Here is a 13214-nt window from a genome sequence, read left to right on the forward strand (position 1 = left end):
TATGACTTCACGCAAGATACGCGACCATGTATTTCAACAATGTCGAGACCATATTCTGGCAGCCGTGAACGACTGTGAAGTGGCGGACGATCCTTTTCCTCACTTCATGATTCGCGGCTTCTTTCCCGAAGATGTCTACGCCGACATTCTTCAACGCCTGCCGGAACGAAGGCAATATGCCGGTTTCAGCTATTCATCCGGAAACCCCGATGCCGAAGGCGTACGGTGGCGTTTTGATCTTTCCGATCAGGCAACAGAAGCGCTGGACACTGATGCGCGCGAGTTCTGGCTTGGAATTCGAGACGCTCTCGGATGTGTCGCGCTGAAAGAAGCCGTTTTTGGAAAACTGTGTCGCGGACTCGCGTATCGCTATTCGGTCAGTGACTGCCAGGCGGCGGCTCTTCCGGGCTATCCGTTGCCGGCACTGTTCCGTGAGGAAGTCGGATATCGGATCAAGCCACATCCGGACACTCGCAAGAAAATGGTCACGATGCAGATCGCACTGCCAGCGGACGATAGTCAGTGTGACATCGGAACTCAGTTTTACCGCCGGAGTCTGAATCCGCGGTCGCTGACTCGCGAACCTCGCGGCTTTGAAGTCGCTAAGACGGCACCGTTTGTCCCCAATGCAGCCTATGCGTTTGTCGTCCTGAACACTCTGCGATGCAAGAGCTGGCATGGACGGACGACTCTGGCGGAATCGCACGGCGTCAGAAACACGATACTGAATATCTGGCACGAAAAGCCGGCGCACGGGCATTCAGACGTCGTCCGGGAACACTATTCCGACGCTGAGTTCTGCAAGAAAGCCGCGTGACCGACAGCCGCCGTTTCGAATTGACGACTGGCCTGAACAGCGGCGACGCTGGCTGAAATCGCGGCGGCCCGCAGCCGCAGCAGGATTGAGACACTGCATGAGAATTCTGATCATCAAGCCAAGTTCTCTGGGCGACATCATCTACTCGCTGCCTGTCGCGCAGTCTATTCGCGAACAGATTCCTGACGCTCGGATTTCGTGGGTCGTCAAGAAACGCTTCGAGGATATCGTGCGGCGCTGCCCGACGGTAAACGGTGATGTGATCGTCTTCGATCATGCTCCGGGAGTTCGTGGGGCCGCCGGAATGCTGCGAACCGTTCGTGAGCTTCACCGGCATTCCTATGATGCCGTCCTGGACTTTCAGGGACTGCTGCGTTCCGGTTTGATGACTTTGGCCGCCAGGGCGCCGCTGAAGGTGGGGCACGAGTTTGGTCGCGAAGGCAGCCGCTGGTTCTGCGACAGGGTTGTTCCCTATCCGCCGCGCGGAGTGAACTCGCACGTTGTCGAGAAGCTGTTGCAGTTCCTGCCAGCCATCGGTTTGGCGCCGGAACTCCGGTCACCGATCCGCATTGAAGGCGACTCACCGGATACGGTCGACAGCCGTCTGCGAAACGCAGCGCCGGTAGTACTGTTCCCGAACAGCCGCTGCCGGGATCGTGAATGGCAGGGGTTTGACGAATTAACAAAGCAACTGATCGCCGCGGACAGCAGCCTGCTGGTTGCCTGGGACAGCCACATTCGGCGGGAAGAAACGGCGGTCCGTGATCCGGGACGACTGGTCAATCTCACGTCGCGGACGTCGCTGATGCAACTTGTTGAGTTGATTCGCCGTGCCCGACTGGTCATTGCCAATGACAGCGGCCCGCTGCACATGGCGGCGGCATTCGGCGTACCGACACTCGGACTGTACGGACCGACGTCACCGGAACACACCGGGCCATATCCGCTGACCGCGCGACGAACAATGTCCTGCGAGCCCCCGAAGGAAACCTGTCGCTGCTGTCACCGACAGTCGTTGCGGAACGCGCGTTGGCGATCCTGAATACTGAGCCGGCGGCTCGCGCGGCATAGACGTGATGGTCCACCGTTGCGAATCCGGTGAGTTCGGGTCGTTACACAAGTCACGGAGCTGCAACCGTTGCATACACCCCATCGGGACTTCATTGCTGGCGCTGACGATACCGCCGGCACGGACTCGGCCGCGCAGTTGCCCCGGTTTCTGCGGACGTGCGCGCTGTTTGCCGCGCCGATTGTTGTGCTGGTGGCACCCGCGCTGACGGTGCTGGCAATTTCCGGAGAGTGCTTCGTCAGCATGGATGACATCGCACACCGTGCCCGGCGGCAGCCGGTGCTTGTCGGCTTCGCTTATGACGAAAAGAACTACGGCTACCTGAAATACCGCCAACTGACGTCGCTTCCCAGGCAATCGGTGATTGCCGTTGGTTCGTCCCGCGTGCTGGGGTTTCGCCGGGAGATGTTCACTTCCAGATTCTACAACGCGGGCTACACTGTTGTGACTGCCTGGGATTTTCGCAAGTTTCTGGCGGAAGTGCCCGAAACGCACCGTCCGGATATTGTCATCCTGGGACTCGATCAATTCCTGTTCAACTCAGAATACAACGAGGCTGCGAAGGGACATGACGCGTCGGACTGGCACACGGCGTCCGATGCTGATCTGCAGGCGGCTCTGAAGGTTGTTCCCGACGTTTACAAAGACGTGCTTCGAGGTCGCCTGAAGATCGGCAGCCCGCTTTCAGCCTTACGACAGCCGGCCGAATCTGACGGGGTCGCGGCGTTTGGCCTGAATGCTGTGGTGAACCGAACCGGTTTCCGCAACGACGGATCGTATTCCTACGGAGCACAGGTCGACCGACTGCTGACCTCGGATCCCAGTGCCAGAGACTTTGGGTTCGCAGAGACGCTGGATCGTGTTCGCCGGGGGAATCGCCGGTTTCAGCACGGCGCGGCACTCGACGGCGATGTGGTCAGGGAAATTTCCGAACTGCTGGAGTTCTGCAGTCACCGCAAAATGCATGTCGTCGCCTATCTGCCTCCATACGCTGACGCAGTCTGGCAGGCGATGGAAGCTTCGGGCGAGTTTGCCTACGCGACACAGATCGAGGCCGCGCTGCGTCCGCACTTTGATCGGCACGGATTCGAGCTGTATGCGTTTCAGTGCATGAGCGACTGTGATGCGTCTGACGAAGAAGCCATCGACGGATTTCATGCTGGTGAAAAGACGTACCTGAAAATGCTGATTCGAATGCTGGAACGCGGGTCCGCGCTGAATCGATTCGCCAGCCTGCAGACGCTGCGGCGCGACGCACTTCAGGTCGTCAACCGGTATGTCGCGTACCCGGACGTTGCGCCGCCTGTTCAAATCGCAGCGGGCGGCGTTCCGACAATGCGATAACGGCAACCGATCGCGGACGTTTCAGCGCTTGATCGTCGGACGCCGGCACCGGGCTGCGGGGTGTTCAGCCGGGATTCTTTTTCGCTGCACCGCGAGTCAGCTTGCCGCTCTGCAGTTCTTCAACAACGCGAGCCAGCACGGCGGCGTCCCGAGACTCAATCACGTGCTGAATCCGTGACGGAGGGAGGTTCATGCGGGTCATGATTTCTTCGGCGGTGACCCACATTTTGGCTCGCTTTTTGTCGGACGTTTCCAGGTAAAGATTCGTCACAAGTTCCGCCAGTCGCTGATCGTCGATGGCTTCGCGATTGTCGTAGAACCGCTTGATGATTTTCTGCTGATGAGCGGTATAGTCGCGTTTTGCCATTTTGTCCCGTGCGTCCTGCGAGAAAGGTAGACTGGGCGAGTCAGTTGGTTCGCGACTGGGTTCCCGCCTGCGCGGGAATGACGGTGTCGGGGAACTGACAGCCTGCATGAGAAAGACCGTCGTCAGGTCGCCGGTCAGGAACTTCATTCGGCGCTGGTCAGGACGGCTCGTGTGTATTCGCGGTTCAGGCGGGCGATGTTGCTGACGGAGATCTCCGCCGGACAGGCGGCTTCACATTCATACGTGTTGGTACAGGATCCAAAACCTTCTTCATCCATCTGTGCGACCATGCTGAGGACTCGCTGCTTTCGTTCAGGCTGGCCCTGCGGCAGTACTGCCAGTTGGGAAACTTTGGCGGAGACGAACAGCATGGCGGAAGCGTTCTTGCAGGCGGCCACGCAGGCGCCGCAGCCGATGCACGCGGCGGCATCCATTGCGGTTTCCTGACGGTGACCGGGAACCAGGATGGCGTTGCCGTCGGGAGCATTACCGGTACTGACGGAAACATAGCCGCCGGCCCTGATGATGCGATCAAACGCGGAGCGATCCACCACCAGGTCTCGCAGCACCGGAAAAGCGGTCGCTCGCCAGGGTTCGATGGTGATGGTGTCGCCGTTGCGGAATCGCCGCATGTGAAGCTGGCAGGTGGCGGTTCCGCGATCGGGTCCGTGAGCCTGACCGTTGATCATCAGGCTGCACATGCCGCAGATGCCTTCGCGGCAGTCATGATCAAACGCGACAGGCTGTTCACCGCTTTCGATCAGTTGCTCGTTCAGCACATCCAGCATTTCCAGGAACGACATGTGGGTGCTGACGCCGGACAACTGGTATTCATGAAACTGACCGCGAGCATCGGGGCCGGCCTGTCTCCAGACTCGCAGGTTCAGATTCAGCAGCTCAGAACTCATCTACTTGTAGCTCCTTGTCGAAGGATGCACGTATTCGAATGTCAGCGGTTCGCGGTGAAGCACCGGTTCTGCGCCCACACCCTGAAAATCCCATGCGGCGACGTAGCTGAAGTCGCTGTCGTTGCGTTTGGCTTCGCCGTCTTCGTGCTGATATTCCTCACGGAAGTGACCGCCGCAGGATTCTTCGCGATGCAGCGCGTCGACGGCCAGCAATTCGGAGAATTCCATGAAGTCGGCCACTCGACCGGCCTTCTCCAGACTCTGATTCAGAGAATCGCCGGACCCGAGGACTCGCACGTCCTTCCAGAAATCGTCCCGCAAATCGCGAATCCGACTGACCGCTTCCTGCAGGCCGCCGCGTGTGCGAGCCATGCCGCAGTGTTCCCACATGATATGGCCGAGCGACCGATGGAACGAATCGACCGTGCGTGATCCTCTGACGGACAGCAGCCGTCTGATGCGTTCGTCAGCCGCCTGCACGGCTTCCAGACACGCGGGATGATCGTCCGGCACCGGTGGCAGTTTGGTCGTGGCCAGATGATCGCCGATCGTGTAAGGGATCACGAAATAGCCGTCGGAAAGTCCCTGCATCAGAGCACTGGCTCCCAGACGGTTGGCTCCGTGGTCGGAGAAGTTCGCTTCTCCCAGCACGAACAGTCCCGGAACGTTGCTCATCAAATTGTAGTCGACCCACAGTCCGCCCATCGTGTAGTGGACGGCCGGGTAGATCTGCATCGGCACCTCGTACGGATTGTCGGCCGTGATCTTCTGATACATATGAAACAGGTTACCGTATTTCCTGCGGACGGTGTCTTCTCCGTCGCGAACGATGGCATCCCGAAAATCAAGATACACGGCCTTGCCGGTTTCTCCGACGCCATATCCGGCATCGCAGCGTTCCTTGGCGGCCCGGGAAGCGACATCGCGCGGCACAAGATTTCCGAACGACGGATAGCGGCGTTCCAGGAAATAGTCGCGTTCTTCACCAGGAATCTGCGACGGAGGACGCTGGTCTTTCGCCGCTTTCGGCACCCAGACTCGACCGTCGTTGCGAAGGCTTTCGCTCATCAGCGTCAGTTTGGACTGATAGTCGCCGCTGACAGGGATGCAGGTGGGGTGAATCTGAGTGTAGCACGGGTTCGCAAAGTAGGCTCCGCGTCGATGGCAGCGCCACGCGGCGGTGACATTACAACCCTTGGCGTTTGTGGACAGGTAATAGGCATTTCCATAGCCGCCGGTACACAACACCACGGCGTGAGCCAGATGCGTTTCCAACTGGCCGGTCGTCAGATTTCGAACAACGATTCCGCGGGCAACTCCGTCGACGACGATCAGTTCCAGCATCTCCCGACGGGCAAACAATTCGACTTTGCCGGTATGGACCTGCCTCATCATCGCCTGATAACAGCCCAGCAGCAGTTGCTGACCGGTCTGGCCGCGGCAGTAGAATGTTCGGGACACCTGTGCCCCGCCGAACGACCGATTGGCCAGCGTTCCGCCGTATTCGCGAGCGAACGGCACTCCCTGAGCGACGCATTGATCGATGATGCTGTTGCTGATCTGAGCCAGCCGATAGACGTTGGCTTCGCGAGCCCGGTAGTCGCCGCCCTTGACAGTGTCGTAGAACAATCGCCAGATACTGTCGCCGTCGTTGGGATAGTTCTTCGCCGCGTTGATGCCACCCTGAGCCGCGATGCTGTGCGCGCGACGGGGACTGTCCTGAAAACAGAACGACTTCACGTGGTACCCGAGTTCACCGAGCGCCGCGGCGGCCGCTCCGCCGGCGAGTCCCGTTCCGACGACAATGATGCTGAACTTCCGCTTATTGGCCGGGTTTACCAGCTTCATGTTGAAGCGATGCTTGTCCCATTTCGATTCGATGGGGCCTTCAGGCACTCGACCGTCTAAGGTTTCATTCGCCACGGAAAACATAGGAAACCTCGATTGAGGAAATTGTACGTGCGACGCGGCCGGCGATTCGCCGCCGCAGCCGGTACACGGCGGGTGGCCGGCACGAAAACAACAGCGACCGACTCCGTCACAACCGGGATCTGCCACCGAAGCACCCCGGGGATTCAGGATGCTTCAAAAAAATACGGGACTGACTCCTGCAATTGTCCTGATTACGCCGACGCTCTGGCTGATCCTGACCGGCGCCGATCCCGACTTCCCAGGTACTCTCTATTTCAGAAACAGGCCCCACGCAACACACGACAGGAAGCCGAGCGCAATCACCCAGGCAAAGATCCGGCCGGCGCAGCGAATGATGGGGTTCCACTTTGGATGCGACAGACCCAGCGTCTGAAACGCACTGGCGACAGCGTGAAACAAATGGATCCCCAGGAACAAACACCCAAGGGAATAGACGGCTGCGTGCAGCGGATTCTGCAGCACAAGCCGAGCGACCCCGAAGGGATCCGTATGACCATCGTGAGTGACCGAGTCGTAGTCGAGATCAGGGCTTGTGTGCCAGGTCAGGTCCGAAAGATGAACCAACAGAAATCCGAGGACGACAAGTCCGGTCACCATCATCCAGGTGGAGGCGCCGCCACCCGGCAGCGCGAACACACCCTGCTTCGATTCCTTCATCGAATACGTCACCCGCCGCGCCTGGCGATTCATGGCCGCCGTGGAAAACGCCAGGCCGATATGCAGCACGAACAGCGTGAACAAGCCGATTTCCGCGATCTTCAGCAAGCCTTCCTTGCTGTGAAGTGCGTGAGCGTAGTCGTTGTAGGCGGTTTCGCCGGCGAACAGCAAAAAGTTACCGGCCAGGTGGACAACCAGAAAACCGCACAGCAGCAGCCCCGTCATCGCCATCAGGACTTTCTGCCCGACCGACGTCGAGCACGCTCTGACAAACGGAGCACAGGCCGGCACCCGCGACAACCAGACGGCCGGAAGGCTGATAATTCGACTCAAGGCATTCAAGACCCCGCTCCCTAAAGCGTGGGAAGTGCGAAAATCGGTCAACGGGACTGCGGATCCGGCGAAAGTCGCCGCAGTCAGGCGGCGGATTATAGGACCGCAGTTGTGATGTGCAACGACGCGTGCGCTCGTGTCCACGGAAGAGAAGCTGCGGCGTCATTCCCGCGAATTTCGGAACGCGGAGGAATCGTCCCGCGCGGCGGGAACCTGCGAACACGCGCCGCGGAACCGGCGACAGTTGACGGCCGTATCGACGATCGGAACGTTGCACGAACCACAGATGACACAGATACACAGATGTCACAGATACAGGAAACGACGCACGCAGCTTCCGGATGGAACAACGGCGCTGGCATCCGGCGTTGTGTGCGTCGGTGATGTCGCTCGGGACCGGTCGGTGCATTGACGAATGCCGACACAGCGGGCACGATGAAGCCCTGCCAGCCCGGTTTTCCCTCCCTTCTCTCGAAAGGCTCCGTCGATGTCTCCCGCCAACGACTCAAAATCCGGTTCCCCGGCCTCAGCGGTTTCGCGTCGCGCGTTCGTTGGAACGTCGGCTGTCGCCGCGGCCGCGATCTCCTCGCTGCATCCTGCCTCCGCGGCATACGTCAGCAACCGGCAGGACAACGTCGTCGTCGGACTCATGGGACTCAGCCGCGGCATGTCGCTGGCGGAAACGTTCGCGGCGACTCCCGGAGTGACGATCAAGTACCTGTGCGAAGTCGACAGCAACCGGCTGCAGGCCGCGGTTCAGTCGCTGAAAAGCAAGGTCGACAACGAGATTCAGACGACAGGAAACTTTCGCGAGATCCTGAATGATCCGGACGTCGACGCTCTGGTCTGCGCGGCTCCGAATCACTGGCACGCGCCGGCATCCATACTGGCCTGCAACGCCGGCAAGCACGTGTATGTGGAAAAACCGTGCAGCCACAATCCGTGGGAAGGAGAAATGCTGGTCAAAGCCGCTCGAAAGAACAACCGCTGCGTGCAGATGGGCAACCAGCGTCGCAGCGCGGAAAAGATCATGGCCGCCATCAAAATGCTGCACGAAGGCCGCATTGGAGAAGTCCACTACAGCCGAAGCTGGTACGCCAACCTGCGAGGTTCCATCGGCAGGGGAACTCCCGCCGACGTGCCGCCGCATATCGACTATGACCTGTGGCAGGGCCCCGCTCCGCGGCTGCCGTACACGTCCAACCGGCTTCACTACAACTGGCACTGGGGCTGGCATTTCGGCAACGGAGAACTCGGTAACAACGGAGTTCATTCCATCGACCTTTCGCGCTGGGGCCTGAACGTCGACTTTCCCGTTCGAGCCGTATCCTCCGGAGGACGCTACTTCTTTGACGACGACCAGCAGACTCCCGACACGCATCTGGTGTCGTTCGAATTCGAAGGCGGCAAGCAGATCATGTGGGAAGGTCTGAGCTGCAATCGGATGGGAATTGACGGCGAATCGTTCGGGACATCCTTCCACGGCGACAACGGCAGCCTGAAACTGTCGAGCTGGGGTTATGCCGTCTACGATCAGAAGGGAAAGGAACTGGAAAAGGACGATGCCGGTGCCGCCGACGCTGCTCACGTCGCCAACTTCATCGAAGCCATCCGCGCCGACGACCCGACGCTGCTGCATTCCGAGATTGCCGAAGGCCACAAGTCGACGCTGCTCTGCCACCTGGGCAACATCGCTCAGCGGACCGGAGACGCTCTGACCTGCGATCCTGCAAACGGCCACATCATCGGAAACGACGAAGCCGCGAAGCTGTGGAAGCGAGAATACGCCGAAGGCTGGGAACCCACCGTCTGAACCCGCGGCGACTCCGGGCGACACGGTCGCCGTTCCCTTGAATTGATGCCGTCTCCGTGTTCCGCAGCGCAAACCGGGCAGTCCTCTTTAGGTGACGGAAGGTTTGCCAGCAGATGAACACAGAATGCGCCGTTCAGGCTGGCGGAACGGTGTCCGGCCTGGCACAGGACGTCGCTGCCCACGGCTGCCAGAACGGCGGCCTCCATTGCGATCGCCGTCTGTAACCGCTTCGAGCACAGCCGGTTTCACGGATCAACGACTCGTCATGAATGAATCCCAGCTTCGATTCTGAATCCGGAGGCCGTGGAGCTCCGGATACATCGAAGACCGTCGACGAATGCAGCGGATATCTTCATTGGACTCGAGGAGCCGGAGAAACATGGGCCGGAGAATTCGTTCTGCACACAAGTCATCCCCGGTGCGACTACGATGCAACAATGCGGCTCCTGAAGATTCGCTGCTGAACAATAGGCAGACGCCACCATGTCAGCCAAAGAACTGCTCCGGGGAAGAGCAAGTGGGCAACGCCTGCCTGCGTCTCGTCCGTTGGTCGTTGATCGGATCGGATTCGCTGGCGGCATTCGGGCTGAAGAGTCCGGGCAGTCGATTGCGTGTTGCGGACTTCCACTGCGGCGTTACACGCACAGGGCGATCAACTCGATCCCGAACGATGCCGGTGTCGCAGCGAACGCAGGACGGGTTAACCCCGATGCGATTTCTGCCAGGGACGCACGACAAGTCGGCAGCGGACCCGAACCCAGCACGGTACTTCAATCCCAGCTTCTCGCACTTCGTGGCCTGGCAGAGGCGGTCTCGATGACGTGTGGGACGGGAAAGAGGGAAGGCCCTGTATTGAGTCAACCACGGGAATGTCGTGGTGCTGGGACAGCTGTAAGACCTGCGGACCGCTGAAGACGGGGCGAAATGCAAACTTTGTCGACGGGCGGCTGACGAGCGAGAGTTGCTCGTCGACCGGTCCGCCGTCCCTGAGCGGGCGGCTGGCGACGTGTTCTGACGGCACGGCGGTTGGCTTCGGTCACTCGGGGCGAATGATCCGTGATGGATTGGGCAGCGCACTGTGAACATGAAATTGTCAAGTTGCGGTGAAGATCGGTCAGGCCGGTCTTTTCAAAACGCCATAGGCGGGCTATACCGCGCTTGGTGAATCGTCAGACCGCGATGTTTCGCGGCAGGGATGATTCGTCGATCACCGCAATCCTCATCAGGGCAGGGAGCCTGACGATGAAGCGCAGCATGGAAGTCGTTACCGCCGGTATCGTTTTGTTCGCCGGCGGATCTCTGGCTGGCCGGTTCATTCAGCCGCAGCCGGCTGCTTCGTCAGCGCCGGAGGTTGCATCAGCCCTCGAAGCTGGCACACCGAAATCGCTGCCGACAGACGCATTCGAGCCGCAACCAGGCGCGATCCCCGAAGCCTTCACAGAGTTCAGTGACGCCAGCGACGACTTCGTGACTCACGAGCGGGCCGGAGTTGTCAGGACAGTGAGCGCGACCGGAGTGCCGCATAGGAACGACGATCGAATCCGTGAGTTGGTCCGGCAGCACTTTCCCGACGCGGATGCTCAGACGATCGAGATCTGGTGTGAGGAATATGCCGGTATTCCCGTCGCTGATGCGGAATTCCTGCTACAGCAGCAAAAGCAGTTTCGGTCTTCGCTGGAAGTTTCTTCCGGCGACCTATTTCGTGCGGACGACGGCCTTGACGTCGAAGCGAGCGATCCGGCTTCCCCGGCGGACGAAAGCCTGACATCGGCGGCGATGATTCAGCAGCCCGACCGGCGCGTTCAGATCCGGCGGGACAACGAAGCAAATCGGACGACGATCGGATTCCGGCAGCGCGAGCTGATTACGCTGCCGGCAGCTCTTCGTCGATTTAGTGGCGGTGAATCCAGTGGCGACGGCACTGCCGTCTTCGATTTCCGTGCCGGGCGACTGATCTGCACCGGTCGGCCACTGGATGTTGCCATCGATGGACGTCCGGAACTGATGTTTGCCCTGGGCTCCGGCGATATGTTCACGCGTTGCGGCGCGCTGGAACGGCTGGATGACGGTCGGCTGGGCTTCCGGACACCGTCGGGAGAACTGGCCCTGGTCGACAGCCCGGTCATTCCGGAAAACGCCGCGGCGATCACGGTGGATGAAGCGGGGTGCGTGACCTGCGAAGTCGATGGTGAGCACCACGACGTCGGCTGCATTCGCCTGGCGCGACTTGCGGATCTGAGTCGGCTGGCAAGCGATGACGGTGTGCTGTTTTCGATGTCTGGTGCGTCAGGCGAGTTCGAACTCGTGGAAGCAGCCGGCGCGGTGAAATCGGGAATGCTGGAGTTGTCCAACGGCAGCAGCGACGAAGAATGAGTCTTCGCCGGTCCGGCCGGGATGATGAACCTCGACGCGTCGTTCACCGTTTTGTGAGCAGCCGTTCGCGCTGTGTCGAGGGCAAATGTGGTGATTGGGCGGGTGCGGACGAATTCGTTCGATGCGTTCGTGGCTTTGCGGGACCGGGGACTCGACATCGCTGGATTTCAGCGGTAGCATCGCAAGCCTCCCCCCGCCGGATTCCCGCCTATGAATCACGACTTTCGCATTCCCGTCCTGCCGTTCGCCGCGTGGCTGCTGATCTGCACTTCGACGGCCAGCAGTCAGCCTCCCAAGGGCGATCCTCCGCCGGCTCCCGTCAGCGTGGCCGACGTGGTTGAACAGCAGATCAGCGAAACGTACACGGTCGTCGGCACGGTGATGCCGGCTCGGCGAAGCGTCGTCGGCAGCGCGGTTGACGGGCGCGTGATCGAATTTCCCGTCGTGAATGGCGACGCGGTGAAGGCCGGAGACACGCTGGCTCGTGCCCGGACGGAGATGCTGGAACTGCAGCTTGCCGCGGCCGAAGCGGAACTTGTTGTCCGGCAGCAGGAACTGGCCGAACTGCAGAACGGCACCGAACCGGAAACCATCGCCAATCTGGGTGCTCAGATGCGAGCAGCCTCGGCGCTGCGCGATTTCACAAAGGCCGAATACGACCGCATTGCCAGCCTGTTCCAGCAGAACAAGGCAGCAACGCAAAGCGACGTTGATGCCAAGCTGTCTGCGTCGCTGGCCGCCGATCAGGACTATCTTGCGGCCCGGGCTCTGTACGAACAGGCCGTGAAGGGGCCGCGGGAGGAACGAATTGCTCAGGCACAGGCGCGGGTGGCGATTCAGGAGGCCGTTGTCGGCGAATTAAAGGAGCAGATTGACCGGCACACGTTCGTGGCTCCGTTTGACGGTTTCGTCGTGACCGAACATACGGAAGTCGGCCAGTGGGTGGCTCGCGGCGATCCCATCGCTGAAGTCATTCAGCTAAGTGAAGTCGATGTGCAGGTGTTTACGCTGGAAGAACAGATTCGCGACATGCGCGTCGGTTCCGATGTCCGAGTTGAAGTTCCCGCCGCCCGAGAATCCGAATGGAACGGCAAAGTCCACCGCATCATTCCTCAGGCGGACGTCCGTTCGCGAACGCTGCCGGTGGAAATTCGCATCACAAATCACATTCAGGACGGAATCCCCGCTCTGAAGTCCGGCGCGTTCGCTCGCGTGCATCTGCCGACGGGACAGCAACAACTGGTGATGCTGGTTCCCAAGGACGCTCTGGTACTAGGCGGCGAAGAACCACTGGTCTACGTTCTGGAACCGGCCGAAGAAGGCAAGCCGGCCAGCGTGCGGGAGGCCGTGGTGACGCTGGGCATCAGCAAGGGCAACAGTATCCAGGTGACGGGACCGATCCGGGCCGGAGACCGCGTGGTCGTGCGGGGCAACGAACGGTTGAAGAATGGCCAGACCGTGACTGTGCTGGAATAACGCAGAACGCGGCGTGTCGGCGGGAGATCGGCCGAAGAGTCGTCGTCCCGGCTGGCGCGCGTCTTCGGGCAGATCGGGCGACAGATCTGGCGGACCGGATGGTCAATTCGTTTCAAGAGGCACAC

At 60.2% G+C, this 13214-nt stretch carries 10 protein-coding genes; 6 read left to right on the forward strand and 4 right to left on the reverse strand.

All coding sequences use genetic code 11. The annotated features are described in order from the left end of the window. Window position 1: 1 nt before the first annotated feature. From R3C19_08170 to R3C19_08180, 3 genes are all read left to right on the forward strand, one after another. Window positions 2-817, forward strand: coding sequence for a hypothetical protein (locus tag R3C19_08170; protein MEZ6060320.1), 816 nt, complete (start codon window positions 2-4; stop codon window positions 815-817). 97 nt (window positions 818-914) lie between these two features. Beyond that, window positions 915-1859 carry a glycosyltransferase family 9 protein gene (locus R3C19_08175; protein MEZ6060321.1) on the forward strand — a complete coding sequence of 315 codons (945 nt, stop codon included), beginning with the start codon at window positions 915-917 and terminating at the stop codon, window positions 1857-1859. 96 nt (window positions 1860-1955) lie between these two features. Continuing rightward, entirely contained in the window at window positions 1956-3230 is a 1275-nt protein-coding gene (locus tag R3C19_08180) for a hypothetical protein (GenBank protein ID MEZ6060322.1), read from the forward strand. A 64-nt stretch (window positions 3231-3294) separates the two neighbouring features. On the opposite strand, the gene R3C19_08185 is transcribed toward R3C19_08180, so the two are convergent. The 4 genes from R3C19_08185 to R3C19_08200 form a co-directional block, all read right to left on the reverse strand. Continuing rightward, complete coding sequence (locus R3C19_08185; protein ID MEZ6060323.1) at window positions 3295-3597, reverse strand: hypothetical protein; 303 nt, start codon at window positions 3595-3597, stop codon at window positions 3295-3297. Window positions 3598-3740: 143 nt separating this feature from the next. Then, window positions 3741-4505, reverse strand: coding sequence for a succinate dehydrogenase/fumarate reductase iron-sulfur subunit (locus tag R3C19_08190; protein ID MEZ6060324.1), 765 nt, complete (start codon window positions 4503-4505; stop codon window positions 3741-3743). Further along, window positions 4506-6437 (reverse strand): fumarate reductase/succinate dehydrogenase flavoprotein subunit, encoded by a 1932-nt coding sequence (locus R3C19_08195; protein MEZ6060325.1) that lies wholly within the window; start codon window positions 6435-6437, stop codon window positions 4506-4508. A 249-nt stretch (window positions 6438-6686) separates the two neighbouring features. Next, window positions 6687-7427: a succinate dehydrogenase cytochrome b subunit gene (locus R3C19_08200; protein ID MEZ6060326.1), complete on the reverse strand. Its 741-nt coding sequence runs from the start codon at window positions 7425-7427 to the stop codon at window positions 6687-6689. A gap of 487 nt (window positions 7428-7914) precedes the next feature. On the opposite strand from R3C19_08200, the gene R3C19_08205 reads away from it, so the two are divergent. The 3 genes from R3C19_08205 (at window position 7915) to R3C19_08215 (ending at window position 13089) form a co-directional block, all read left to right on the forward strand. Next, on the forward strand, window positions 7915-9240 hold the full coding sequence (locus tag R3C19_08205; protein MEZ6060327.1) for a Gfo/Idh/MocA family oxidoreductase: 1326 nt from the start codon (window positions 7915-7917) through the stop codon (window positions 9238-9240). Between the two features lie 1242 nt (window positions 9241-10482). After that, window positions 10483-11613, forward strand: coding sequence for a hypothetical protein (locus tag R3C19_08210; protein ID MEZ6060328.1), 1131 nt, complete (start codon window positions 10483-10485; stop codon window positions 11611-11613). 210 nt (window positions 11614-11823) lie between these two features. Further along, window positions 11824-13089 carry an efflux RND transporter periplasmic adaptor subunit gene (locus R3C19_08215; protein MEZ6060329.1) on the forward strand — a complete coding sequence of 422 codons (1266 nt, stop codon included), beginning with the start codon at window positions 11824-11826 and terminating at the stop codon, window positions 13087-13089. The last annotated feature ends 125 nt before the right edge of the window (window positions 13090-13214 follow it).

It is taken from the genome of Planctomycetaceae bacterium (assembly GCA_041398785.1).
Taxonomy (GTDB): domain Bacteria; phylum Planctomycetota; class Planctomycetia; order Planctomycetales; family Planctomycetaceae; genus JAWKUA01.

Coding starts and splice junctions, on each gene's coding strand:
- R3C19_08195 (MEZ6060325.1), bottom strand. CDS start 6,437: ATGTTTTCCGTGGCGAATGAAACCTTAGACGGTCGAGTGCCTGAAGGC.
- R3C19_08210 (MEZ6060328.1), top strand. CDS start 10,483: ATGAAGCGCAGCATGGAAGTCGTTACCGCCGGTATCGTTTTGTTCGCC.
- R3C19_08175 (MEZ6060321.1), top strand. CDS start 915: ATGAGAATTCTGATCATCAAGCCAAGTTCTCTGGGCGACATCATCTAC.
- R3C19_08190 (MEZ6060324.1), bottom strand. CDS start 4,505: ATGAGTTCTGAGCTGCTGAATCTGAACCTGCGAGTCTGGAGACAGGCC.
- R3C19_08215 (MEZ6060329.1), top strand. CDS start 11,824: ATGAATCACGACTTTCGCATTCCCGTCCTGCCGTTCGCCGCGTGGCTG.
- R3C19_08170 (MEZ6060320.1), top strand. CDS start 2: ATGACTTCACGCAAGATACGCGACCATGTATTTCAACAATGTCGAGAC.
- R3C19_08185 (MEZ6060323.1), bottom strand. CDS start 3,597: ATGGCAAAACGCGACTATACCGCTCATCAGCAGAAAATCATCAAGCGG.
- R3C19_08205 (MEZ6060327.1), top strand. CDS start 7,915: ATGTCTCCCGCCAACGACTCAAAATCCGGTTCCCCGGCCTCAGCGGTT.